Source organism: Paenibacillus sp. Y951, assembly GCF_056786395.1.
The window spans coordinates 194,714-219,902 of sequence record NZ_JBXCIY010000006.1 but is presented as its reverse complement, the minus strand read 5'-3'; the positions used below and the strand labels follow the sequence as shown (position 1 = coordinate 219,902).

Here is a 25,189-nt window from a genome sequence, read left to right as displayed (position 1 = left end):
AAAGATATTAATATTGGAGGTAGCTATGAAATACGAAGTTATTATGTTCGACGCTGATGATACACTATTCGACTTTAGTATATCGCAGACAAATGCACTACATAACACATTTACCCAGTTTGGCTTGCCTACGGGATTGGCGGATTATGAAGCAGACTACAAAGAGATTAGTAGCATATTATGGAGAGAGCTAGAACAAGGACTTATTACGACAACAGAATTGGGAGTAGAGAGATTTAGCAGGCTCTTCTTAGCCAATAAACTTGCCATTGATGCACATAGGTTCAGCGATGCTTATCTTGAAAACTTGGGTAAAGAATCCCATCTTATAGAGGGAGCAGAAGAGTTATGCACCCAATTAGCCGCTTGTCGCCTAGTCGTTATAACGAATGGATTCACAGCTGTGCAGCGATCACGAATTGCAAATTCGCCTCTTATTCATACATTTGAGCAGATTATTACTTCTGAAGAAGCGGGATATCAGAAGCCTGATATAGGGATTTTCGATTATGCATTTTCCAAGCTACAGATTACAGATAAATCTAGCGTATTAATCGTGGGTGATTCTTTAACCTCTGATATTCAGGGTGGGATTAATTACGGAATCGATACTTGTTGGTTCAATCCGAATGGCAAGGAAAACAATCTAGCAATTAAGCCGACATATAAAATTCGTGAGTTGATGGAGCTTTTGGAGATTAATGAAGGTTAAGTAGACAGGAAAGTATTTAAGGGAACCGAATGGGGAGCGGGAATTGAATTCCGCATCTCATTCGGTTTATTTGCTGTTATATGATTAGCATTCTATCTTGTCCAATCGTTCTCAAGAATGCCTCGATATAACTAAATCTTCCTCATAAAGCCCTTGTCCGTAGAAAATAAACACGCTTATACCATTCAAAGCTAAATCAACTGATATGTCACAGATTGCTTCCAATGTAATAACTGACTTGATTTTGATAATAAAACCGTCAGAAGAGAAATTATATATGTAAACATTTCTTTTGGGATGATAAAACGATTAATTATACTATCAATTATGTAGTATAATTTAGCTCCTCTTTCTGTAAGAATGCTTTTACAAGATTTTTTTCTTGTATATAGTGATCTATTTATTTGAATAACCTGTTATAATATTACATTAGGGAATTTTAACAGTGAATGTATGGAGGAATATTATGCGTATTAAAACAAGACTTATTCTTGTTACTTTAATTCTAATAGTGTCGCTTATTGGAATTGGAGGATTTTCAACCTGGTTATTATCTGAAAATCTAAAGAATAATGCAGAGTTAAATAATTTAACGGAGATGCAAAAAGTTTCTAAACAGATTCAATATCGATTAGCTGGACTTTCGAATGACGAAAGAGCATTGCTATTAACTAGTGATCAAACATATGCTAATCAAATTAAAGAGAAGTCAGCAGACGTTTATAAACAATTAGATAAACTATCTGAGTTATCAAGTAACTCTTCAGAACGACAAGTGATTGAAGCGATAAAAGGAAATTATGAAGAATTTTGGACTCAAAGCCAGTTAGTAATGCAAAATATTGTAATTAACTCAGCAGAGGCAGAAAAAATTCACTTTGGAGAAGAACGTAGAATTCGCAAGGAAGTTCTGGATCCCTCATTTGATAGTTTTATTGAGCAGCTAGATAACAAAACTGTAGAAATAAGTACAAGTTTAGCGTCTCAATCTGAACAAAACCAATTTATTTTGCTAGCCGTTTCATTAGGTTCAACTATTATTGGACTGATTTTAGTTCTAATTCTTCTCAGAGCAATCTTAGTACCTTTGCGCCAGTTGAAAGAACAAATGAATGCTGTTGCTAATGGCAACGGTGATTTAACTCAAACTATACAGGTGAAAAACAATGATGAGTTAGGTGAAGTTGCTACTTCGTTTAACCAATTTCTATTTTCTTTAAGAGAAATGATTACACAGATTAGTATTTCATCTTCTCAAGCGGCTGCCTCTTCGGAGGAATTCTCTGCTAGTGCAGAGGAGTCAAAACTTACATCAATTCAAATAGCAGAGAATGTACAGGATGTTTCTATTAGTATGAATGAACAATCATCTGTTGTAAATGAAAGTTCTATAGCCATAGAGCAATCTCTACAAAGATTGCAAAAAATGACATTATATACAGCTGAGGTTACGGAGGAAGCAATGGGCGTTAGTATTCAAGCTGATAATGGAGAGAAATCAGTAGGAAACATAGTTTCTTTTATGGATGTTATTCAACAATCGGTAGGAGAAACAGATAAAAATATTAATTCTCTAGCAGAAGATGCTCTAAAAATAGGAGAAATTACAAAAATCATTAATGATATCGCGGATCAAACTAATTTACTTGCTTTAAATGCAGCTATTGAAGCTGCTAGAGCTGGAATACATGGGAAAGGATTTGCTGTTGTTGCAGAAGAGGTTCGTAAACTTTCTGAGCAATCAAGTAGCTCTGTTAATGAAATTCGAAAACTGATTACGCATATCCAAGAGACAACAAATGAAACTGTTAAAACTATTGAAACTGTTAAAATAAATGTTGAAACCGGTGCGCAGTTAACCTCAGAAACATCTGTGCAATTTAAAGAAATAATACATTCGATTGCACGTGTATTTGGAAAAGTACAAGAAATAGCTACTTCTTCAGAGAAAATAACGGATGATTTCACAATGGTGACACATAAATACGATAGAGTTTCCTTATTGTTCAAGAAAAATTCTGAAAGTACTCATGAAATAGCTGCTGCAACTGAAGAGCAGCTCGCATCGATGGAAGAAATCCAAACAAATGGGCAATCATTAACGAAGGTTTCGGATGCGCTAAATGAGATGGTACATCGGTTTAAAGTATAATTTTTTGTGAAAAGACTTCTCTTCAATGTAAAATCGAAGGGAAGTCTTTTCATTGATAGTGATAAATCTATATATAGAAATTGTAGGGAGCCAATTAAATTAAAATGTATAATAAAAAAAATGTAAGCAGAATGCTTTTTGTTTAAATTTAATTTTATCTCTCCTAAATTTAATTTTAAGATTTTCTCCAGCTCTTCCCCTACTTCGCACGGAACGTGATAGTTTCCCATCATTCCGCGTTCCATCTAGCGATGGTATTATTAATTATAAGTTTCAAGTTCCTCTTGTTGATTTGGGGTCAGGAAATTAAGACCACTGTGTCTGTGCTCTTGATTATACCAACATACGAAGGATAATACCCACGTTCTGGCTTCGGTTAATGCCATGAATCCCTTGGCTGGATAGTTCGGACGATACTTACAGGTTCTAAAGATAGACTTCGCATAAGGATTGTCATTACTGACCCTTGGACGGCTTCGCGATGGTGTGATCCCTAACTGATAAAGCGTTTCTAATAAAGATGAGCCTTTCATAGGACTCCCATTGTTTGAGTGTAAAACAAGTGGCTGTGTTGACCGCATGCGCTGTTCAGATAAGATGCCTCGTCTGACAAGTACACTTGCATGTTCAGCGGGTTTTTCCAACCAAATCTCCCAGGCAACTAACTTTCTACTATAAAACTTCTATGCTAACTTTACTAGTTTAAGAGGTCTATGACAACTAGCCTAACACAGGGGATAACGAGCAAGGCTACGGTTTTAGACCAATGTAATTTTAGAGAGTAGTAAAACTGGTATTTGAAAAGCCCCGGAAAGGAAGTTGGACATGCAATATTATGCGATAACTAAATATAATCGCTCGAAGGTCGATCCATTTGCGGTTATTCGCCTCGAAAATGGAATAATTGAGATCTTTATTAATGGAGAATGGGCCATAACCACTGCGTACGATAGCATCTTCAATGGAAATTTTAACGAATATGAATTGATTACGGAATCAGAGGCAAATAATTTAATAGAATCAAAATAAAAGCACTCACGCATCGATTGCGAGGGTGCTTATTCTACCAATTAATCGATTTTTCTTACAGCGAACCATAGTTCGACATAGTTAAGCTCATCTTTGCCACCATAGATTTCAAACTCCATGCCATCAACTTGTTCATAGCCTGCCGTTGGTAGCCATTCTGAGTAGAATCGTCGGTATAACGTCTCGATGGCGGTATCAAATGTATCCCATGTGAATGGATCGGAAGGGAATATCGCCCAAGTATGAGAGGGAATCGTAACGGTAGTATATCCTTCTGTGTTACTAGACGAATTATTAAATGCACAAAGCATATACGGGAAAGTGTTATCTTCAGTTTTTCTATAGCTACAGACGGCATGTACCTTATATGAATCCTGACTTACAAAAGCAGGTAAGTCACCTGAATTGGCAGCAAGTCTCTCAACTTCACCATTTGCATGACTTTGCCCCCAGAACTGCGCAGGCGTATCTATTGCTTCGCTATCTCCATTGGTTTGAAACACTCTTTCCATGCCAAACACTTGAAAAGACTCCTTTGTCTCGATCCGATAATTCATCGCTTCTGCTCCTTTAATTGTAATAAGGAAGGAGAGCCGAGGATAAGCTTTGAGCGCAATCCCATCTTGGCGAGCCTTTGCAGGTGTAACGCCATGCACTAATTGAAATGCTCGCGCGAAAGATACGGGCGATTCATAGCCATATTTCATAGCTATATCGATTACTTTACTATCGTCGCTGTTTTGGAATTCAAGTGCAGCTAGAGTAAGTCGTCTACGCCGAATATATTCCGCAAGCGTTACATTGGTAATGAATGAAAACATTCTTTGGAACTCATGCGAAGAACAGCAAGCTTTATGAGCTACTTCGGTTAGTTCAATCTCTCCACATAAATTCATCTCGATATAATCCATTGCCCGATTCATTCGTGTAAGCCAATCCATCTGATCCCCTCCTCTTAAAGAAATTATAAAGAAGTAAAAGCATCGTTTCGCAACTAATTGTGCACAACTAAGTTGTTATAGTCGTAATACTTACTCTAATTATTATAACATTGAAGGGAATATGGCTATAGCATCGAATAATTGCAATGGGAATCTTTGTTTTTTATTTTCTATAACATTAAGAAAGCAGTGAACATTATGAAATTAAAGCAATCTATATTACTACTCGTTATTTTATCTATATTAATGGTAGGTTGTTCATCTAAGAATAATCGAATCGTTTACAAAGGTGAGAGTGAGAACTGGCTAGCAACGTATACTATTAGCAAATCACCTAATAATAAATATTTTGATGTAGTTTGGCAATTTATCTATGTTGGAAAGAGTAAACCTAAAGATAGTCTAATGACTTATGAAATTACGAGTCAACATGTAAATATTAAAGCTGATATTAATTTATTAGGAGATAGAATAAGAAGTTCAAGTTCAACGAATAACTATGATGAAAATGAAACCATACACGTAATGATACATATGGATGGTAAAGAGGAAATGTTGACCCTCATAACTGGAGTAAATGAAAAGTGATTTTATAATGTAGTAGCACTGAAACCACAAAACTCAAAAAAAATCCGCTTCTTGTGCAATGGTGCACGGAGCGGATTTTTCAATATTAATCTGAACTAAAGCATTTTTATAACATAGTTTTGAAATAGAACAACTGATGGTGATAATGTGTTTTTACTTTTTCTGCATAAGCTGCTGCAACTGCTCTTCTACTAAAGCATTCCGTTGCTGCTGTTTCGTATCAATAGCTTCGGTACTAGATCGATTGTATTCATTGGGGAGTATACTTCTTAGCTCGTGCTGTGCCTCCCATTCCATCACTTTTCGCTCGATTCGCTCAAAGCCTTTGACAGACGGGCTGTCTTGCAGATTATATGATGATTTATCATGCGTCTGGCGCACGCGGGTAATTAGCTCGGTACGCTTTGCTTGCAGCTTTACCTTTTCTTCATTTAATGCTTCAATATGCAATTCCAGATCAAGTGCTGCTTCTCTCGCAAGTTTAATGAGAGGTACTGTTTCATCAGCTTGCTCCTGATACTGTAGTTTGGCTTCGAGCGCTGCACGCGCTTCAACTTCACGTGCTTCGGCTGCGGCCTGCACTGCCTTTTTCTCATACATGGCAGCGTAGCTGCTTAGCTCATCATGCTTGCCTAGCAACATTCGTTCTTCAACTTGCTGCTGGAGCACTCCGCGCTCTGCTACTGCAATTTTCTCATCCAAATCTCTCAAATAGTGATTCATCATCGTTTCAGGGTTTTCTAATTTATCTAACCATTCATTCGTTGTGGCTTTCGTCAGCTGTACTATTCGTTGTAAAATTCCCATTGTCCAAATCTCCTTTAGTGTGCTCTGTATTAGTAATGATAGTTTGTAAATTGATTATTGCTGTAAGGCGCTTTCGGTACGATCAGTGCTGCCACAAAGTAACATAGAGCTACAGTACCAAAGCTGCACAATGCAGCAATAACAACTAATACACGTACGATAGTCGGATCAATACCGAACCATTCAGCGATACCTCCACATAAACCTGTCAGCTTGCTATCCGTTGTTGAGCGATATAATTTTTTCATTGTCGATCATCCTTTCGTGTCCTTGCTTATAATGTAATTGTATATGGGATGGCAAATGTTAGTAACGTTCCTAAGTCTATTTGTACTACTGGTCTTTGGATTGGGAGATACCACGACGAGAGGCGGGGATTTTGCTCAGCATCCTGAATATAGTATTTTGATACCGAAGGGAATATCGAAGAAATGGGGAATATGAATTATAATCGGTATATCTTACAAATACCACCAATAGGAGTACAGATTACAGCTAAATTATCGAATGGATCAGCAGAATGCTATGGTATGATTAATCCACATAGAACTACTATAAAGGAGCAGCGTAATGACCCATATATTATACATAGAGGATGAACAAGAGATTGGTAGCTTAGTATCACAGCAATTAGTCGATCGTGGCTATGAGGTAACTTGGCTACAATCGGGTGAAGGTGCGGAGAGCCATGTGGATCAGGTCGATCTCGTTATACTTGATGTAATGCTACCAGGGTTGGACGGCTTTTCGATCGGGAAAAGATTGAAGAAAGCTAGCGATTCGCTGCCTATTCTAATGCTGTCGGCTAGAACGGCGATGGAGGATAAGATCGAGGGACTCAGCTTCGCGGATGATTATATTACGAAGCCATTTCATTTGGATGAATTGATAGCGCGAATTGAGGTATTGCTACGCCGTTTTCAGAAGCAGGAGCAGATACTTCTCATTCAGCATTTACAAATTAATACGAAGGATATAAGCATTACGAATACGTTGACGAACGAAGAAATTCAATTGACGGGTAAGCAGTTTTTCTTATTCCAATGTTTTATTCGTCATCTCAATCAAATTTTATCCAAAAACCAGTTATATGAACAAGTATGGGGAGAAACTTATATTGAGGGTGACAAAACATTAATGGTACATATTCGTTACTTAAGAGAAAAAATTGAAGTTGATCCATCGAGTCCAACTATTATTGAAACGATTCGCGGTATCGGATATCGGGTGAAGCAATGAGAAAACTATTTGGCTCGCTACAAGCAAAATATATGCTGCTTATTATTTCAGCAATCGTCATTGTTCAATTTGCATATTTGTTGAGTGCAGTCCTTATGACAACGATACAGAATCGAATGGAGAATTCTAACTCTAATATGGCTAACTATCCACAAATAGAAAGTAGTTGGCATAAAGATATTAATGGGCTTACAAAGATTGATAGCGAAGCGATGAATAGGCTATTCACACAATGGTCTATCGCTTATCCAGAAAGTTCAATGTTTTGGGTAGATGGGCAGGGCAATTTAGCTAGCAGCTGGCAGCTCACTTGGGATGTGCCTACCTATTGGACGAGCTCATATACTGTTTCCTTTATGAAAGAGCGTTATGGTGGTGAACCGTTTACAGTCGTTGCGCTTGTCAATGATGATGCTACGCGTGGATTTGCTGTGCTTGAAATTCCTCGTTCGGCATTCGATCCGCCTTTAAGGAAAATATATGATCAGTACGGACAATGGCTCATGATAGGTGTGGTCATCATCATTATGCTCTTTATTGTCATCTCTTATCTATTTTTCAGAAGCATTCGCAAACGGCTATTGTATTTACAGAAGGCGATGAATAACCGCAATGGTGATGGTCTCCCTATTCCAATATCAATTAGTCGATCAGATGAGATTGGTCAATTGGAGAATGCTTTTAATCATATGGTAATGGAACTGAATGAAAGTAAGCTTCGCGAGCAGGAAGAAGAACGAATTCGTCAGGAGCTTATTGCTAATTTATCGCATGATCTAAGAACACCGTTAACAAAAATTCAGTCAAATGCCTATTCGTTAACGAAGCTGGATTTGCCAGTTGAAAGTAAACAAGCGGTACATTCCTTGCAACGTTCTGTAGAACAGATCGATTCGTTAATCGAGAACTTAATGTCTTATACACTGTTAATGAGTCATAAATATCGGTTAGAGATGCAGGATGTTCATATGATACGCTTTTTGCGGGAGCATATAGCTACTTGGTATGCGTCCTTTGAGAAAGCAGGTTTCGAGATAGATGTTTCACTTGACGGAATGCAGGAATTTGTGTGGAAGGCTGACCCGATCTGGTTAGGTAGAATTATGGATAATCTATTTCAAAATGTACTACGACATGCGAGTAGTGGACGATATATTGGGTTAAAGGTTCAATCTGAACATGGCTATGATGCGATTATTATCGTCGATCATGGCGGTGGTATGAATAATCCATCGAATGAAAGCGGAGCGGGGATTGGTCTCTCTATCGTAGATATGATGGTTAACGGCATGAATTTGTCATGGTCTATGGATTCCGAAGAGCAGGGATTGACGATAGAAATTCGTAGAGGTAGTTCAAACGACGGAATTTCGCAAGCAGAGAAGAGGAAGTGAGGAGAAACCGTATTATAAGTAAAGGAGATAAGGATGTTAAGAGCCTATTTTCATAATAGGCTCTTAACTGTAGCTAAAATTATAAATTTAATGTTCTTTCTTGATTCAAATCTTTTGCGTAATTATAGGGGATTAAATTTTTATTGGATATTTCTAACCAACATTTTTCTTCATGAGAAAAGTCTTTTATTTGAGCGGAAGTAAAGTTTTTGAATTTATCGTGTACAAAAAGTAATATTTTATATTCATCTTCTGTGAAAAAATGAGAAATATCTGTATTGATTTTTGCCTCAGCCTTATTCCCATAATCAGTTTCAATTGTATCAATTTCATCTATTTGATCGAATAAAGTTTGAAACTTATTAGGAACAGGCCCATAATAATCTCTACAATACTTTGATCCGCTTATTGACCTTCCAAATTTTGAAAAATAGTAAAAATCAGAGTAAAATAATAATTTATTTAATTTAGTTATATAAGGTTTCTCTCGTTGTGCAAAGAACACGACCATACCAATTAGTTTCTTATAATCAAGGTGCTTAAAACCAGAATAAATATCTACAGTGGAATTAAACATATTGTGAATTTTTTCAATTATTTGTGTTTCATATTTAACATCATGTAAATTTTGTCTTAATAGTTCTTCTAGTTCATTAGCTTTGTCATAATCAATTTTATCTCTATTTTGATTTAACAAATCCATCATTTTATCAGAATTATCACTAGCAATTATTACATCACTTTGTGTTTTGGTAGGTAAAGAACCTCTTTCATATCTCGAGATTGTAATCTCTCCAAAACCAAGTAAACGAGAAAAATCTTTTTGATTAAGATTATACTTATTTCGTATTTCTTTTATTTTGGATGGGGAGACAATATTGTGTTTGTTTCGATATAAATCAAACGCTTTCTCTTGATTTTCAGTATCAAGTTCTAGATGAAATAATTCCTCATTATGAATTTCACAGAAGGCACGAGTACCGTGAATTTGAAAAATTTCATTTTTGACGGTGTAATGAAAATCATCATCACTTAAATAATATTTTGCTGTAGAGTCACATTTTGGACAGAATAATGTTTTAGGCATAAAAAACACTCCTTTAGATTTATTACAAAGGAAAGGTTTACCTTTCCTTTGTACCTGACTAAATATTAGTACGATATGGATAATTCATAGCTCTTTCAGCAGGATGGAAAGACATCATTAGCAAATCATTATTAGTATGTCGAATTGTTAATTTAAGGTATAGGCTACTATTTGGGTAAGTTTCTTCCTCGAAAAAATCTTCAATACCAAACTCCCAAATTAACTGAGATGAATTTCTATGATCTGGACTAGGACCACGATAGTAATTTTCATATGTTAGTTCGGATATCAATGCTAATGCATCTCGAATTGATATACCTAGATTACTTAATGTTTGTTTTTCTTGATGCCCTTTTATAAAGTCAGTTTTATTATTATTCAAATATGTTCTAGCTTCAGTTAGAAATGATTCAACGTCATATTTTGTAGGCATCTAAAAACATCCTTTCCTATCTACTTAGTAAACATACATTACTTTAACTATATTCTATTCATAAGTTATCAAAAATGCAACAAAAAGTAATCAATTGATTACTTTTTGTTGCTAATAAAGAGAGAGGACAGTCTCATTTACATCCACTACGGTGAAACGCAAGTATACGTAGTTGGTACATGCGTACCGGACCTTCCAAGTTCGTTTCATATTCGACGTCGATTACGCCACTTTAGCAAAATCATCGTTATCAAAACCCACTTCCTTTTTAAACAAAACTTAACCTTGGGCCACACCTCCTTTTAAACTTGAGTCTCTATACTCAAATAAGAGGTGAGAGACATGGAATATATTATAGAGACAAAGCAATTATCGAAATCATTTGGTAAAGAACGAGCAGTAAGTGGAATGAATATGAGAATTAAAAAAGGTGAAATCTATGGTTTTCTTGGTCCAAACGGAGCGGGCAAAACGACTACGATACGGATGTTATTAGGCTTAATGAAAGCATCCTCAGGAAGTATTCAAGTTTTCGGTAAAGATATTACGAAAAACAAGCTAGAAATATTACGTGACATTGGTTCGCTAGTGGAGAATCCTTCTTATTATCCTCATTTGACCGCATATGAGAATTTGGAAGTCATTCGTAAAGTAGTCAATGTACCAAAGGCTCGTATTGATGAAGTGTTAGAAATCGTAAGGCTTTCAGATGTTAAGCGCAAGAAGGTTAAAGGATTTTCGCTGGGGATGAAGCAAAGATTAGGAATTGCAGCTGCTCTAATACATCAGCCGAAGCTATTAATTTTGGATGAGCCGACAAATGGACTTGATCCAGCAGGTATTATTGAAATTCGCGAGCTTATTAAAAGCTTACCAGCAAGGTACGGGATGACCGTGCTAATCTCAAGCCATTTATTATCAGAAATTGATCAAATGGCTACTTCAGTAGGTGTAGTATCAAAGGGTGAACTTGTATTTCAGGATTCGATTGGGCAAATGCGCCAAATAGCAAAAGCGAAAATCATTATTCAATGCAGTGATGTTATTTCAGCTAGCGAGCGGATACAAGAATTAGAAATACCGTTAGAAGTTATTCAGGATCATATTCATTTATCACAGCCAACGGATCAATGTGTAGCCAATGTAGTTAGTACATTAGTACATAGTGGACATCAAGTATACCGTGTTGAAGAAGTGAAACGCTCACTTGAAGACATCTTCCTGCAAATGACCGAAAAGGGGCAGAGACGATGATAACCCAATTGTTACGCGCTGAATGGCTGAAGATTAAGCGTAAAGGCTTATGGTTTCTCGCGCTACTAGGCCCCATTGGTGTTGTTGCCTTGCAGATGGTCAATTACGGTGTCCGAAAGGATTATTTGTTAACGCAAAGTGACGATGATTGGGGTTATTATTTATCTAATGTAGGGAGCTTTACTCCAATGGCGTTAATATTAGGTCTAGTCATTCTCACTTCACTTATGGCAAGTATTGAAAATGAATCAAACGGATGGAAGCAGTGGATCGCACTGCCTATTTCGAAAATGAGCGTCTATGCTTCTAAGTTTGTAATCGTTGCTATTCTTTTATTCGTTTCGTCTTGTGTACTTACCGTTCTAACACTGCTATATGGCAGGACATTAGGGCTAGGTGAAAATATCCCATGGTCACAACTACTACTGAATAGCTTCTATCCTTATCTAGCGTCTCTAGCTTTAGTTGGACTTCATCTATGGATCGCCATAATTAGTCAGCATCAAGGAGTAACGATAACGATAGGCATTATGGGTGTAATTATATGTATGATGTCTTATTATTTGCCGGATTGGGTCATATGGAAGTGGCCAACGTTAATGAATGATTGGAATAATCCATTGATTAATGTAGCTTGTGGTGTAGGCACAGCGATCATTCTATTAATTATCGGCATGTGGGATTTTAATAGAAGGGATGTGGCCTAAGTGGTTAATTTGCTGCAAGCGGAATGGTATAAGCTACAAAAAACTAATATTATTCCTTTCATATTAGTTGGTCCATTACTTGTGTTAGCTATTGCTTGGAATATTGAGTTGGACATGGAAGGCACTGAAGGTTTTCAATATATTTACACTTCTATGATGGTTAACCTCGTATATGCTGTAATGTTTCTTCCCTTAATGACGGGTGTACTGGCCGCGATCATATGCAGATATGAGCATCAAGCGGGAGGGTGGAAGCAATTATTCGCCTTACCAACGACTAGAGGGAAAGTATATGTTTCTAAATTCGTAATCATTATTGGCATTACCCTTATTATGCAGTTACTCTATGCACTTGTATTGCTTTTCGTAGGGTTAATGAAGGATTATGGAGAACCATTCCCAATGATACTTATCGTGAAGAGCATCTTTGGAGGTTGGGTAGCTACATTACCTCTCATTGCACTGCAATTATGGCTATCTACATTATTTAAGTCTTTTGCTGCCCCATTTGCGGTTAATGTTATTTTCACTATACCTACCATTCTAGTCATGAATTCAGAGAAGTTTGCTCCATATTATCCTTGGGCGCAGCCTTTTGCCATGATGTATATCGCAGAGGATAAGCAGGATGTGTTTTTCATACCATGGGAGCAATTGCTGACGGTCGTAGGTGGAAGTTTTATTGTTTTCTTCCTGGTCGGATATATATACCTACAAAGAAAAGAAGTTTGAGAGGAAGTTCAAAACAGTCACTTGTGATCACGATGACTATGCTACCGTAGCTTAGTCGACGTCGAATATGCCCCCCATCGAAAGCCTGCGTGTGCTCACGTACCCAAAACGTACGCTGTGCTACTCGTTTCCGCTGTAGGTCATCTTCTTGATGCTGACAAGCGAATGTTTTGAACCTTTATTGGAATATAAGCTTTGAGACTTATCTTAAAATACTTCTATGGTTCATTTCTATTAGCTTCTTTGTAACATATGCTAGAAAAAAGAAAGTAGGTCATAGAAAGTAATGAAGAAAGCAAAAAAAAGATTTCGAATTTGGATAGTTCTAAGAAACATTTTATTCTCCATACTAGCTGTATTTGTTATTTGGGTTACTTTCAGTAATGTTATGACAGCATATGAAGAAAAAAAATACCAGCCCATAGGAGAGGTAGTTGAAGTTGATGGTAGAAATATGCACATTTATACAAAGGGGGAGGGTGCTGACACGATAGTTTTATTAAGCGGGCTTGGAACATCAGCACCTGCATTGGATTTTGACCCTTTAATAAATGAAATGTCAAAAAATAATAAGGTAGTAGTAGTAGAGCTGTTTGGATACGGATGGAGTGATATAACCAAAAAGGAACGGACAGTTGAAAACATTGTAGAGGAAATAAGAGTAGCCTTAAAAAAATCAAACATACTAGGACCGTATATTTTGATGCCTCATTCAATTTCTGGAATTTACAGTATGTATTTTTCTAATACATACCCAGAGGAAGTTAAAGGCATTATAGGAATCGACCCAACGTTACCACAAGCATTAGAATATTTTGGTGAAGATGCACCTACAATACCAATGTATTTAAGCTATCTGGCACCAACTGGAATTGCAAGATTAGTATTATATATGAATCCTCAAGGTTTTTTACCTATTGCTGATGATTTCACTTATTCCGAAGAAAATTTAAAAATGACCAAGGTAATCTCCGCTTGGAAGGGTTACAACAAAAACGTTGTTGCTGAAGCCAATGAAATAAAAGAGAATATAGACAAAACCGTTAATATGAAGTTCCCTTCTAATATTCCAGTCTTATTCTTTACAACGAAAGAAGAAAAGGTAACAGAGGATGGCAAGAATAATGTGTCTTTTTATAAGACACAGTTAACTGATAATCCTAATAGTAAAGTTGTAGTCTTACAGGGTCATCACTATCTCCATTGGACACAATATAAGGAAATAACCAAAGAAATTAATGAATTTACAAGTTCAATTTCTGTTGAGCAATAACAAAAATGTGAATGCCTCTCTTCATTCTAAGGGGTTTTTACGGAATAAGGAATACAGTCGTTCCATATAGGAATGGCTGTTTTTTTTATACCTCGATCAGGAAATTCACGGTAATATTATTTGAATTTTGACAAGCACTGAGAACCATTTAGATGGTCAAAATAGTAACAAACTGTGCGAAAAAATTCTAGAAATAAGATGATTGCTTGTATTTTTTTGTATTGTTGTGCTGCTTCGCGCCCTTGTAACTACCCGTTTCGTCAATTTCCGGGGAAATATTGCTATGAATTGATTGTGTATAATAGTAGATAGCTACAAAAAATAAGGAGATTGAGGTTGAATGATGAAAACTATAACATTTGAACATACATATATACTTGGATACATCGTAAATGATAGTGAACAGTACTGCCAATATCATTACCCTGAGATGTTGTGCCGTTATGATAGTAATTTCATAGCGTTAAAGCAGATGCCAACGTTAATCGCATTCCGTCAACTGGAACAATCATTACGGGCTTTTCATCGAGCGCATGGTCAGCAACATCTTAAATTCATCTTCCCACCTAATAAAATCATGTCCGATGAGATTGCTAATTATATGAAGACAGAGGAATATGATATTGGTTTTGTGGAGTTATATGCGATTGAGCCTAAGAAATTTTCAGTCGCGAAACATTCATCGATCGATGTACAGCTTGTCTCAGATACTAATATGGAGGCATTTTTGCAACTGCAATATGAAGAGGATCTGAAATATGGCGAAACCTTTGCCAAAGAGAAGCAAGAATTATTACGGCGCCAATATGATGATGGGAGTAAGCTGCAAATGATTGCATACTATGAAGGTAATCCAGCTGGATGTGTTGAAGTGATTGAACGAGATAAGACAGTAGAAATCGATAGTTTTTTTGTTGCTAAATTATTTAGATATCACGGAGTTGGCGGACAAATTCAGCGATTTATTATGGAGCTGTTCGTGGATAAAACGGTTATTTTACTGGCTGACGGTGAGGATACAGCGAGGGAAATGTATCAGAAGCAGGGATATGAATATTTAGGATTTCGCTACGATGGTTTGAAGGTTGAGCAATAATGCCTATTACAAAATAGCTTGTTAAGTGGGAATGGTTAGAAAATTTAAGGAAACTATGCTATGATAAGCTACTGTGCTCTGATCGATACAGACTACAATAAATTATCATTTTAATTAAAACCGGAGGCAACTATGACTACACATTCAAAACAATCGGTAAAAATCATTACAGCAGATCCAAGCGCAATTGGTCTATTTGGGTTGGCTATAGTAACGCTTGTTGCATCATCGCAAAAGCTTGGTCTTACATCGGGACTCAGTTTCGTTATTCCATGGGCTATTTTTCTAGGTGCATTCGCCCAGCTCTTTGCAGCTATCCAAGATGCGAAACATAATAATACATTTGGAATGACGGCTTTTGCAGCGTATGGCTTCTTTTGGCTTGGGGTAGCTAGTAGCTGGTTAATCCAATTAGGTGCTTTCGGCCCGCTATTGACGGCCGACATTGATGGTAAGCAGCTAGGTTTCGCTTTTCTAGGTTATTTGATCTTCACATTATTTATGACGATCGGCGCTATGGAAACACATAAAGTACTATTTATTATTTTTGTGTTAATCGATTTTCTTTTCTTAGGATTGACATTAGATGCATTTGGAGTGGCACCTCATATATTCCATACTATTGCAGCTTATGCTGAACTGGGAATTGCTATCATGTCCCTATATGGATGTGGGGCATCTGTTCTAAATGTTCATTTTGGGCGTAGTTTTCTACCTCTTGGTTCACCCTTTGGAATTTTTAAAAATAAAGAAGTCAGCTAACTTATCTTAGCTGTTTGATAGGAACCTCTTATACCTCTACTAGTAGTGGTATAAGAGGTTCTTTTTCTATTGGTACAACAGATGATCATTCAGCTTAGTATTTTATAAACCTACATTCCTCCACCGACACCAATCCTATTTCGAAGCCAGCGATACTCAGTTTTGTAGTTCGCTGGGGCATAAGCATAATCGTAATTTCTCCTGTATCGCCTGATGTAATTAAATTTGTTGAACGTTGTATCGTAAATTGGATGGAGATGCTCGAGTTGGTTACCAAGTAAATGATGCTACTTCGGGATGCATTTTTTTGTTTTGGATACAATGATATAATTAAGTAATATTGACATATTAGATTTACAAAGGAGTAGTGCATGATGGGTAGACTAACAGGTAAAGTTGCGATTATTACAGGTGGAGCTCGTGGTATGGGGGAATCTCATGTAAGAAAATTTATTGCTGAAGGTGCAAAAGTAGTAATTACAGATCTAAACGAAGAAAGTGGTAACGCACTTGCTAATGAATTAGGCGAAAATGCGAAATTCGTGAAACAAGATGTTACGAATGCTGCGGATTGGGAACGAGTCATTACTGAAACTGAACAAGCTTTCGGACCAGTAAATATTCTTGTTAACAATGCTGGTATTAGTATGAATACGTCGATTACTGAGATGACAGAGGCACAGTACCGTAAAATTGTAGATATTAATCAGGTTTCGGTATTTCTAGGTATGAAAGCTGTTCTGCCTTCCATGCAAAAAACTGAAAACGGCTCTATCGTCAATATTTCATCGATGAATGGATTAGTGGCCGGAGCCATTGGTTATACAGATACGAAGTTTGCGGTTCGTGGTATGTCGAAAGCAGCTGCAATAGAATTTGCCAACTTCGGTATTCGTGTAAATTCTGTTCATCCTGGTGTGATTGAAACACCAATGGTGACAGAAGGTGATGCTGCAGAAGTGATTAAGGAATTTGCCAAACATATTCCTTTGAAACGTGTAGCTCAATCAGAAGAGGTTTCCAACCTTGTGCTGTTCTTAGCTTCGGATGAATCCAGCTATTCAACTGGTTCTGAATTTGTTATCGATGGTGGTTTGACTGCGAGATAGTCTTCGAATATCGAGTAGTTAGTAATCGTTATATACTTAGATCACATATAGCCGAGTAATTTTCAGGTTTTCATCTGAAAATTACTTGGCTTTTCTTCTGTAATAGCAAGACGCATGCCTTGTAAATAGTGGATTAACTAAAAAACCTCGTATAAAAAGAGGGATTTTTTGTTATATATAGAATTGTATTGTAGTTAACTGTTTGGATACATGCGACATAGAATATTGTTGACCATCCAAACGTTTGACTAAAAATAATAAATTCGAGGAGGAGATTGTTATGAAAATGCAGAGTGTGGTTATTTTAAATAGATGTGAGGAAATAGGTATAATTCGAGGAGGATTAAGAAATGAAGTTAGAAGATTTGGGGTGGAAACCCTACTTTGAAAACCTTCGAGTAGAAAAGAACTATTCGAGAAATCAAATTGGTCGTGTAGTTGCGGAGTATAAGCATCTGTATAATGTCTATACAGAGGATGGGGAATATCTTGCAGAAGTAACTGGCAAGTTACGTCATCAGGCGACAAATCGAGCAATGTTTCCAGCTGTTGGGGACTGGGTCGTTGTACGAGAACTTGCAGGTGAATCGAAAAAGCTAATTCAAGAGGTTCTGCCTAGGGAAAGTAAGTTTTCACGAAAAGTAGCAGGTGGAGTTACTGAAGAGCAAATTGTAGCTGCTAATGTAGATACGCTGTTTCTTGTTAATGCGCTTAATCATGATTTTAATGTAAGAAGGATTGAACGTGCCCTTATTCTTGCATGGGAAGGCGGAGCGCAGCCAGTAATTATATTAAGCAAGGGCGACCTTTGTGATGATATTGCCTCCAAAATTAGTGAGGTAGAGTCTGTAGCGCTAGGTGTTCCTATTCATGTAATTACAGCGATTGAAGAGGATGGTTGTGAGGCAGTTCGTCAATATATTCAGCCTGGCAACACGATAGCATTAATCGGTTCATCGGGAGTTGGAAAGTCTACTTTAATCAATCGAATACTAGGTGAAGAGCTGCAACGAGTCAATGAAGTACGTGAAGGCGATGACCGAGGCAAGCATACGACAACCCATCGACAACTGCTGCTTATTCCTGAAGGTGGTCTTATTATGGATACACCAGGAATGAGAGAACTACAGTTATGGGATGCAGATGAGGGTGTTACGAGTACGTTTGAAGATGTAGATAGCCTAATAACGCAATGTAGATTTAGCGATTGTAACCATAATAATGAACCCGGTTGTGCCATAAGAGTAGCGCTGACTAGTGGTGAGTTAGAGCAAAGTCGCTATAATAACTACTTGAAAATGAATCGAGAACTAGCGTATATCAATAGCAAAGCATCTGCTAACTTAAAGAATGAACAGAAGTCTAAAGGGAAGCAGATTAGTATGTTTTTGAAAAGTAAGAACAAAAGTATCTACTGAATGGATTTTGTAAAATGAACAGGGACTATCTAAAGTCATAAATGACTTTAGATAGTCCCTATTTTTATGATACAGGCAGTGTAATCGTAGACGTTGTACCTTTTCCAAGTTCACTTGCTACTTTACGAAGCGCCGTAATGATTTCTAGATAAGCATTGCAATGCTTATTGCGTGTATTGCCATCCTTCTTCATTCCCTTTTGACCAATTAGGCTATTTCAAGTTTGTGCAATTGTTGATTAGCAAATTCGCGGTATAAGTCATGTGATTGATATAATTCTTCATGCGTCCCACTGCCTGTAATGACGCCCTTATCAAGGAATATAATCTGATCAGAATCAACAACAGTGGACAAACGGTGAGCAATAACTATGGTTGTACGGCCTTTCATCAAGTCATTCAAAGCTTGTTGTACAACATTTTCTGATTTGCTATCTAGGCTTGAAGTAGCTTCATCAAGCATTAAAATTTTCGGATTTCTCAAAAATGCGCGAGCAATGGCGATACGTTGTCGTTGACCACCAGATAGTTTCATACCTCTTTCGCCAACCTCGGTAGCATAACCTTTGGGTAGATCGCTGATAAATTGGTCGGCATAGGCCATTTTGGCAACTTTATTAATTTCATCGTCTGTTACATCACGTTCAATACCGTAAGTAATATTATCTCTAATCGTTCCTGCCACAATAGGGCTTTCTTGTGAGACGTATCCGATCTGAGTTCTCCATGATAATAGGGAGAAATCTTGAATTGACTTGCCGCCAATGGAAATCAACCCGTCATCGGGTGTGTAGAAACGTTCAAATAGAGAGAATAGTGTCGTTTTACCACTACCACTTGGTCCGACGATGGCAGTAACTTTACCGGCTTCTACGTCGAAGGAAATATCTTTCAATATTTGACTATCACTATTGTAGCTATAGTTAACATGTTCTACTTTAATCGTTTCATTCATATTGCCAACTTCAGCTGTTGCATTCGGTTCAGCATCTGATTCTAAAATAGCAATGATCCGCTCCGTAGCACCTGTAGCTTTCTGGAATTGGGTGAAGAAAGAAGCCATTTGTCCCATCGGCATAATAATTTGGAAGAGATACATGATGAAAGCAACTAAAGCACCTGCAGTTAATGCACCTGAAGATACGCGCATTCCGCCGTAACCTAATAGCAGAACAAGTAATGTCATCATCACTAAACTCATAATTGGTCCGATTGTAGATTGGACTTTTGCTTCCTTTAGACCAAAGCGAAACAGATTCGTAATGCCTCGTTTGCCGTTGTTGTACTCGATATTTTCGGCATTTGAAGATTTCACAAGACGAATTTCGGACAATACCTGCGTAAGAACGGAAGTGAACTTTGCAGTCTCATCCTGTGTATCTTTAGAAATTTTGTACATCATTTTACCAAGTGGGACTAAGATTAAGGTTGCTATAGGAATGGCGATAAACATCATTAAAGTCATTTGCCAATCAAGAATAAATAGAACGATAATCGCACCTACGATCGATATAATTCCGGATACAAAGTTGGCTAAATGTTGAGAGATTAATTCTTTTACAACAGATGTATCATTGGTCATCCGGCTAACCGTTTCTCCTGATGCATGCTCATCGAAATAACTTATCGGAAGCACAAGTAGTTTTTTCCATAACTGATCTCGTATACCTGCAACGACGGATTGACCGATTCGATTCAATAAATAGATGGAGAATCCACCTGCTAATGCTTGTAGAAGAATTGCGATAGCTAAGAGTGTAATACTACCAGCATTTAATGAGCTAATTGAAAAGTCATTAATGAGGTCTTTTGTGAATAGTGGTACTAATAATCCAACACCTGCAGTAGATAAACTGAGTACTAATGCAATGGCTATTAATAATTTAGATGGCTTCGTCTGCGCGACTAATCGTAAAAACTGCTGCCATCCTTTTTGTTGTTTCGGTTTTGTCATGTAAATACTTCCTCTCTTTTTGGTTTACAACATAAAGTATATAAATAAGTTGTGAACTGAATATGAACTGGATGTTCGTTAGATTAACTATAAACCCTAACCTTACGTCAATCTCAAGTGAAAATGCAAAAAAATTATTGTAAGGACTTCCGTATAATAATTTTGAGACCTATTAGTGAATCTTACCATTCATTTCTTGAAAAAGTGGTTAAAATGTGTATAATTTATTGTAAATGAATAGTTAAAATGTTTTCTAGGGTTCCGTAGCAGTAGGTGCTAGTCTGGTCCGAGAGAAAACTCACAGCTTTGCTGTGTCACGGAAGGATAAAAGCCTGGGAGAAACTGTGCAAACAGTTGTCTCTTGGGCTTTCTTTGTTGTTAAGTACAATAAAATCGGAGGTATTGTTTCAATGAATAGAGACTGGATTAGTGTGTTTATCGCTGCTTTTTTTGAAGTGTGTTGGGTTATCGGTTTAAAACATGCCTATGATGTTTGGACTTGGATAGGAACGATTATTTCTATTGTCATTAGTTTTTATTTGCTAATTGTGGCGGGACGAAAGCTTCCAGTAGGAACGGTATATGCCGTTTTTGTTGGCTTAGGTACAGCAGGAACTACAATTTCTGAAATTGTTTTTTTCGAAGAACCGTTTAAGTTAAGTAAGATGCTCTTAATATTATTGCTATTAGCGGGTGTCATTGGTTTGAAAATGGTAACAGAAGATAAAGTGCAGAATGGAGCTGAAAACTGATGGCATGGGTATCATTAATATTGGCAGGACTATGTGAAATGTTCGGTGTTACGATGATCAATAAATTGAATAACGATAAAAATTGGCAATCATTCGTATTATTATTTGTCGGATTTGGTTCAAGCCTTCTGTTTCTCGCTTATGCAATGGAATATTTACCGATGGGGACAGCTTATGCGATATGGACGGGGATTGGAGCGTCCGGTGGTGCTATTCTAGGTATGATCTTGTACGGTGAATCAAAAGATTATCGAAGAATTATTTTCATCGCCATGATTTTAAGTGCAGCTGTTGGGTTAAAGCTTGTCTCGTAAACTTCTAATTTATACAATTTATATAATATAATGAAGGTTCAAAAAGTTCGCTGTTTGAACTACCTCTTATAGGTAGTACGAAACTAAATGGAGGTGTTAGCTATGGCGGAACCACTTAAAAATATGTACAACGAAAACTTTTTACGACAGTTTGGTGGAATTATTCAAGCAGCGTATCCACCATTTTCAATTGATGCTTTTGTAGAAAATGTGTTGGTTGATGAGTGGGAAGGGCTCGCACTTAAACAAAGAATTCGTAAAATTACAATATCACTTGGAACATACTTACCAGATGAATATATTAATGCCATTAATATTTTATTGATTGTCAATGAATCATGCAGTGGCTTTCCTTATCTTATCCTGCCAGATTTCGTTGAAGTATATGGACAAGATGTTGAGGACTGGGAGTTATCAATGCTTGCATTAGAGAAGTTTACTTCACACTCTTCGGCGGAATTTGCAGTTAGACCATTTATCATTCGTGACCCGAAGCGGATGATGAAGCAGATGCTACTATGGTCCAATAGCTCGGATGAACATGTTAGAAGACTGGCAAGTGAGGGCTGCAGACCACGACTTCCGTGGGGACAAGCGCTTGTGATGTTCAAAAAAGATCCAGCACCCGTTCTTGAAATATTGGAACAGTTGAAGAAAGATCAATCTCTATATGTACGTAAAAGTGTGGCTAACAATTTGAATGATATCGCTAAAGACCATCCACAGTTAGTTATTGAGATTGCTCGTCGTTGGCTTGGACAAAATAGAGATACTGACTGGATTGTGAGACATGGCTGCAGAACTTTGATTCGACAAGCTGATCCCGAAGTACTCGCATTATTTGGTTATGCCGGATCGTCTGATGATTGTACAATTATTGAGCATGCTAAGCTTGAGGTAGACCAAGCTACGTTATCCATTGGCGGAGAATGTCTATTAGGCTACAAGCTGCTTATAAGACAAGGCGATCCCGTTCGCATTAGAGTGGAGTACGGGATTGATTTTGTGAAATCAGGCCAAAAAGTATCTCGCAAAAAGTTTTTATTATCTGATAAAACAGTAGCGGGAGGAACACAACTTCAGGCGAATAGAACTCACCGCTGGTCCGATCTAACTACACGTCGTCATTATCCTGGCAAACATCGCATTGTTTTATTGGTTAATGGCTTAGAGGTCGCCGCAACTGAAATGCTACTCGAAATGTAAAATTGACATGCATATGACCAAACTTATAACGGCATAATACTTATGGAGGTGATATTAATGAGTAAGACCAACGTGCTTACAATTGACGCCAAAACACTAGTTAAGGCTTGGCAAGATGCTCTTCCTGAATTTATTAAGCCATCAGGTGAATGTTCTATTCAAGCAGATGAGAAATTTTCGGATACGTTATTGATTCACATTAAGGATGATGGACGATCACACTATTCATTCGATTTTAGAGTAAAGTATGTCGATGATCGTGAGATCCATGTTGAATTCGTTGATGTTGAAAAAGGCGAGGTACATGCAGATGAGCAAACAGACATTATTCAATCCTTAGTTAAAGATTATATCAGGCACATTCGTGAATGTGCACAGAGCTTGAAGGGAGTGACCAAACAATGACCAAAGCCAAGCCAGGAATAGATAAAAACTTGCAAAATGTTGTGAAAGAACTAGAAAAACCTGATTTAGATGCACATGGTAATCAACAATTGAATCAACAGCATATGGACAATTTGAATGGTGACTCTTTGCACTATAACAAAAAGGCGTATGAAACTGAGCAAAACGAATAGATGCAATTAGCTGTATGAAGGGAGAATTACGATGAATAAAGAGAAGAACGAGCCAGAAAATCCTCATTATGCTGATACTCATGCCAAACCAACAAATCCTGGTAATGAGCCACTTTCAGGATCTAAGAAAGTGAAAAATAAAAATCACTCACGTACAAATCCTTCAGAAGGTTCATAGAGGCTAGGAAAAAACTTAAATTGCATCAATAAAAACCGAACTATTTCGAATCTCTAAGTTAGAGATTCAATAATAGTTCGGTTTTTTCATTAGTTAAAAACCTTTTGTCCCAGCCGCTATGAATGGAGCCAAATAGATAGTCTAGATTGGATAAGGAAAGACATATTATCTGTGTTAAACTAGAAGAGGAAGTTCAGAAAGCGGACTTTAATAACGAAGTGATGCAGGAAGATTATTCTGCATCGAATATGAAGCTAGAGATAGAGGGTTTGACGATGAATTGGATTAAAGTAGAAACGATTGAACAATTGAATGAAGCACTTGCTATTAGAATCAAAGTATTTGTGGATGAACAAGGTGTAGATGTTGAGATTGAGAAAGATCACTATGATGAAATTTCTGCAAAGTGTACACATATTCTTGTCCTGCATGAAGGAGCGGCAGTTGGTACTGGCAGAATTAGCAATCAAGATGGTATCGGTAAGATCCAACGTGTATGTACACTGCAGCAAGTAAGAGGTATGGGTGTGGGGACATGCATTATGGAAGCATTGGAAACGATAGCACGCGAAAAGCAGTTCAGTAGCGTGAAGTTAGGTGCACAAGTACACGCACAGCCATTTTACGAGAAGCTAGGGTACTCCGTTATATCAGACGTATTTTTAGAAGAAAATATCCCTCATGTAATGATGCAAAAAGAGCTTAAATAGTCGATCTCACAGGATGCAACTATTAATGTAACTTTAGATGTAACAAAGGGGTGATCATATGTTTTTACATAGCCTTGAAATTATTAATAAAACCAGTAGCGATAACTACCCATTTAACATTCCAGCGATAAAAAATCTAGTGTCACTTAAGTTTGAAAAAAATGTAACTTTCCTAGTTGGCGAAAATGGATCAGGGAAGTCAACAATTCTTGAAGCAATGGCCTATCAGTGTGGTTTCAATACGGCGGGTGGAAGCAAGAATAATAATTATGAGGTTGATGCCTCACACTCCGTCTTAGGTGATCATATGCGATTATCATGGATGCCTAAAGTTACAAATGGATTTTTCATGAGGGCTGAAACGTTCTACCATTTCGCTTCACATCTTGATACAATGCCAGCAAGTTTGCGTCATTACGGTGGTCGCTCCTTACATGAACAATCACATGGGGAAGCATTTCTGTCTCTTTTCAGCCATCGGTTTGGTAAACAGGCGCTTTATATACTGGATGAGCCAGAGGCGGCCCTGTCGCCGGCAAGACAGTTGGCATTACTACGAATTATTAAAGAGATGGAGAATGATGCCCAGTTTATTATTGCTACGCATTCTCCGATATTACTTGGATATCCCAATGCACAAATATTGAATTTTGATGCGCAACCGGTACAGAATATTCGCTATGAAGATACATTGCACTATATTATTACTAGACGTTTTCTGGAAAATAGAGAGAAAGTATTAAGCGAAGTATTTAGTGACTAAAT

The 25,189-nt window shown here is 37.3% G+C and carries 30 protein-coding genes and 1 riboswitch; of the genes, 22 read left to right on the top strand and 8 right to left on the bottom strand.

The genetic code is table 11. The annotated features are described in order from the left end of the window. Positions 1–25 precede the first annotated feature (25 nt). A complete protein-coding gene (locus AC1TPB_RS11225) occupies positions 26–712 on the top strand; it encodes a YjjG family noncanonical pyrimidine nucleotidase (protein ID WP_482076556.1) in 687 nt (228 codons plus the stop codon). A 466-nt stretch (positions 713–1,178) separates the two neighbouring features. Continuing rightward, complete coding sequence (locus AC1TPB_RS11220; protein ID WP_482076555.1) at positions 1,179–2,864, top strand: methyl-accepting chemotaxis protein; 1,686 nt, start codon at positions 1,179–1,181, stop codon at positions 2,862–2,864. 260 nt (positions 2,865–3,124) lie between these two features. Here the strand turns inward: AC1TPB_RS11220 and AC1TPB_RS11215 are convergent, their stop codons facing one another. Next, positions 3,125–3,397, bottom strand: a complete 273-nt coding sequence (locus AC1TPB_RS11215) for an integrase core domain-containing protein (RefSeq protein ID WP_482076602.1) — start codon at positions 3,395–3,397, stop codon at positions 3,125–3,127. Between the two features lie 292 nt (positions 3,398–3,689). Between AC1TPB_RS11215 and AC1TPB_RS11210 the strand changes: the two genes are divergently transcribed. Next, entirely contained in the window at positions 3,690–3,893 is a 204-nt protein-coding gene (locus tag AC1TPB_RS11210) for a hypothetical protein (RefSeq protein WP_482064719.1), read from the top strand. A 41-nt stretch (positions 3,894–3,934) separates the two neighbouring features. Here the strand turns inward: AC1TPB_RS11210 and AC1TPB_RS11205 are convergent, their stop codons facing one another. Continuing rightward, positions 3,935–4,834: an AraC family transcriptional regulator gene (locus AC1TPB_RS11205; RefSeq protein WP_482076554.1), complete on the bottom strand. Its 900-nt coding sequence runs from the start codon at positions 4,832–4,834 to the stop codon at positions 3,935–3,937. Positions 4,835–5,032: 198 nt separating this feature from the next. On the opposite strand from AC1TPB_RS11205, the gene AC1TPB_RS11200 reads away from it, so the two are divergent. Next, a complete protein-coding gene (locus tag AC1TPB_RS11200; protein WP_482064721.1) occupies positions 5,033–5,422 on the top strand; it encodes a hypothetical protein in 390 nt (129 codons plus the stop codon). A 153-nt stretch (positions 5,423–5,575) separates the two neighbouring features. Here the strand turns inward: AC1TPB_RS11200 and AC1TPB_RS11195 are convergent, their stop codons facing one another. After that, complete coding sequence (locus AC1TPB_RS11195; RefSeq protein WP_482076553.1) at positions 5,576–6,229, bottom strand: PspA/IM30 family protein; 654 nt, start codon at positions 6,227–6,229, stop codon at positions 5,576–5,578. Positions 6,230–6,258: 29 nt separating this feature from the next. Then, on the bottom strand, positions 6,259–6,477 hold the full coding sequence (locus tag AC1TPB_RS11190; RefSeq protein ID WP_482076552.1) for a PspC domain-containing protein: 219 nt from the start codon (positions 6,475–6,477) through the stop codon (positions 6,259–6,261). A gap of 322 nt (positions 6,478–6,799) precedes the next feature. On the opposite strand from AC1TPB_RS11190, the gene AC1TPB_RS11185 reads away from it, so the two are divergent. Both AC1TPB_RS11185 and AC1TPB_RS11180 read left to right on the top strand, forming a co-directional pair. Beyond that, on the top strand, positions 6,800–7,468 hold the full coding sequence (locus AC1TPB_RS11185; RefSeq protein ID WP_482076551.1) for a response regulator transcription factor: 669 nt from the start codon (positions 6,800–6,802) through the stop codon (positions 7,466–7,468). Next, entirely contained in the window at positions 7,465–8,862 is a 1,398-nt protein-coding gene (locus AC1TPB_RS11180; protein ID WP_482076550.1) for a histidine kinase dimerization/phospho-acceptor domain-containing protein, read from the top strand. The genes AC1TPB_RS11185 and AC1TPB_RS11180 overlap by 4 nt, the downstream gene beginning before the upstream one ends. A 79-nt stretch (positions 8,863–8,941) precedes the next feature. Here AC1TPB_RS11180 and AC1TPB_RS11175 read toward each other — a convergent pair whose 3' ends face one another. Continuing rightward, entirely contained in the window at positions 8,942–9,949 is a 1,008-nt protein-coding gene (locus tag AC1TPB_RS11175; RefSeq protein WP_482076549.1) for a type II TA system antitoxin MqsA family protein, read from the bottom strand. Positions 9,950–10,007: 58 nt separating this feature from the next. Further along, positions 10,008–10,382 (bottom strand): hypothetical protein, encoded by a 375-nt coding sequence (locus AC1TPB_RS11170; protein ID WP_482076548.1) that lies wholly within the window; start codon positions 10,380–10,382, stop codon positions 10,008–10,010. A gap of 342 nt (positions 10,383–10,724) precedes the next feature. On the opposite strand from AC1TPB_RS11170, the gene AC1TPB_RS11165 reads away from it, so the two are divergent. The 8 genes from AC1TPB_RS11165 to rsgA all read left to right on the top strand — a co-directional run bounded on the left by AC1TPB_RS11165 (position 10,725) and on the right by rsgA (position 18,733). Next, positions 10,725–11,636, top strand: coding sequence for an ABC transporter ATP-binding protein (locus AC1TPB_RS11165; protein WP_482076547.1), 912 nt, complete (start codon positions 10,725–10,727; stop codon positions 11,634–11,636). Then, the gene (locus AC1TPB_RS11160) at positions 11,633–12,343 is read left to right on the top strand and encodes an ABC transporter permease (protein ID WP_482076546.1); all 711 of its coding nucleotides are present in this window, start codon (positions 11,633–11,635) and stop codon (positions 12,341–12,343) included. Before AC1TPB_RS11165 ends, AC1TPB_RS11160 begins: the two co-directional genes overlap by 4 nt. Next, complete coding sequence (locus AC1TPB_RS11155) at positions 12,344–13,075, top strand: ABC transporter permease (RefSeq protein ID WP_482076545.1); 732 nt, start codon at positions 12,344–12,346, stop codon at positions 13,073–13,075. A 286-nt stretch (positions 13,076–13,361) separates the two neighbouring features. Next, a complete protein-coding gene (locus tag AC1TPB_RS11150) occupies positions 13,362–14,348 on the top strand; it encodes an alpha/beta fold hydrolase (RefSeq protein ID WP_482076544.1) in 987 nt (328 codons plus the stop codon). 340 nt (positions 14,349–14,688) lie between these two features. Continuing rightward, positions 14,689–15,444 (top strand): GNAT family N-acetyltransferase, encoded by a 756-nt coding sequence (locus AC1TPB_RS11145; protein ID WP_482076543.1) that lies wholly within the window; start codon positions 14,689–14,691, stop codon positions 15,442–15,444. 132 nt (positions 15,445–15,576) lie between these two features. Beyond that, entirely contained in the window at positions 15,577–16,206 is a 630-nt protein-coding gene (locus AC1TPB_RS11140) for an acetate uptake transporter (protein ID WP_482076542.1), read from the top strand. Between the two features lie 374 nt (positions 16,207–16,580). Continuing rightward, a complete protein-coding gene (locus AC1TPB_RS11135; RefSeq protein ID WP_482076601.1) occupies positions 16,581–17,315 on the top strand; it encodes a glucose 1-dehydrogenase in 735 nt (244 codons plus the stop codon). Between the two features lie 350 nt (positions 17,316–17,665). Next, entirely contained in the window at positions 17,666–18,733 is a 1,068-nt protein-coding gene (rsgA, locus tag AC1TPB_RS11130) for a ribosome small subunit-dependent GTPase A (RefSeq protein ID WP_482076541.1), read from the top strand. A 64-nt stretch (positions 18,734–18,797) separates the two neighbouring features. On the opposite strand, the gene AC1TPB_RS11125 is transcribed toward rsgA, so the two are convergent. Then, positions 18,798–18,926, bottom strand: coding sequence for a hypothetical protein (locus AC1TPB_RS11125; RefSeq protein WP_482076540.1), 129 nt, complete (start codon positions 18,924–18,926; stop codon positions 18,798–18,800). Positions 18,927–18,940: 14 nt separating this feature from the next. After that, a complete protein-coding gene (locus AC1TPB_RS11120) occupies positions 18,941–20,686 on the bottom strand; it encodes an ABC transporter ATP-binding protein (protein WP_482076539.1) in 1,746 nt (581 codons plus the stop codon). A gap of 242 nt (positions 20,687–20,928) precedes the next feature. Beyond that, positions 20,929–21,027: riboswitch (guanidine-I (ykkC/yxkD leader) on the top strand. 69 nt (positions 21,028–21,096) lie between these two features. On the opposite strand from AC1TPB_RS11120, the gene AC1TPB_RS11115 reads away from it, so the two are divergent. The 8 genes from AC1TPB_RS11115 (at position 21,097) to AC1TPB_RS11080 (ending at position 25,187) form a co-directional block, all read left to right on the top strand. Further along, positions 21,097–21,438 (top strand): DMT family transporter, encoded by a 342-nt coding sequence (locus AC1TPB_RS11115; RefSeq protein WP_482076538.1) that lies wholly within the window; start codon positions 21,097–21,099, stop codon positions 21,436–21,438. After that, positions 21,438–21,752 carry a DMT family transporter gene (locus tag AC1TPB_RS11110; protein WP_482076537.1) on the top strand — a complete coding sequence of 105 codons (315 nt, stop codon included), beginning with the start codon at positions 21,438–21,440 and terminating at the stop codon, positions 21,750–21,752. The genes AC1TPB_RS11115 and AC1TPB_RS11110 overlap by 1 nt, the downstream gene beginning before the upstream one ends. A 102-nt stretch (positions 21,753–21,854) precedes the next feature. After that, positions 21,855–22,958, top strand: coding sequence for a DNA alkylation repair protein (locus AC1TPB_RS11105; RefSeq protein WP_482076536.1), 1,104 nt, complete (start codon positions 21,855–21,857; stop codon positions 22,956–22,958). 57 nt (positions 22,959–23,015) lie between these two features. Further along, entirely contained in the window at positions 23,016–23,363 is a 348-nt protein-coding gene (locus AC1TPB_RS11100) for a hypothetical protein (protein WP_482076535.1), read from the top strand. Continuing rightward, a complete protein-coding gene (locus tag AC1TPB_RS11095) occupies positions 23,360–23,536 on the top strand; it encodes a hypothetical protein (protein WP_258201053.1) in 177 nt (58 codons plus the stop codon). The genes AC1TPB_RS11100 and AC1TPB_RS11095 overlap by 4 nt, the downstream gene beginning before the upstream one ends. Positions 23,537–23,567: 31 nt before the next feature. After that, entirely contained in the window at positions 23,568–23,714 is a 147-nt protein-coding gene (locus AC1TPB_RS11090) for a small acid-soluble spore protein P (RefSeq protein WP_482064743.1), read from the top strand. Positions 23,715–23,860: 146 nt separating this feature from the next. Beyond that, positions 23,861–24,424, top strand: coding sequence for a GNAT family N-acetyltransferase (locus tag AC1TPB_RS11085; protein WP_482076534.1), 564 nt, complete (start codon positions 23,861–23,863; stop codon positions 24,422–24,424). Positions 24,425–24,482: 58 nt separating this feature from the next. Then, the gene (locus AC1TPB_RS11080; protein WP_482076533.1) at positions 24,483–25,187 is read left to right on the top strand and encodes an AAA family ATPase; all 705 of its coding nucleotides are present in this window, start codon (positions 24,483–24,485) and stop codon (positions 25,185–25,187) included. Positions 25,188–25,189: the final 2 nt, after the last annotated feature.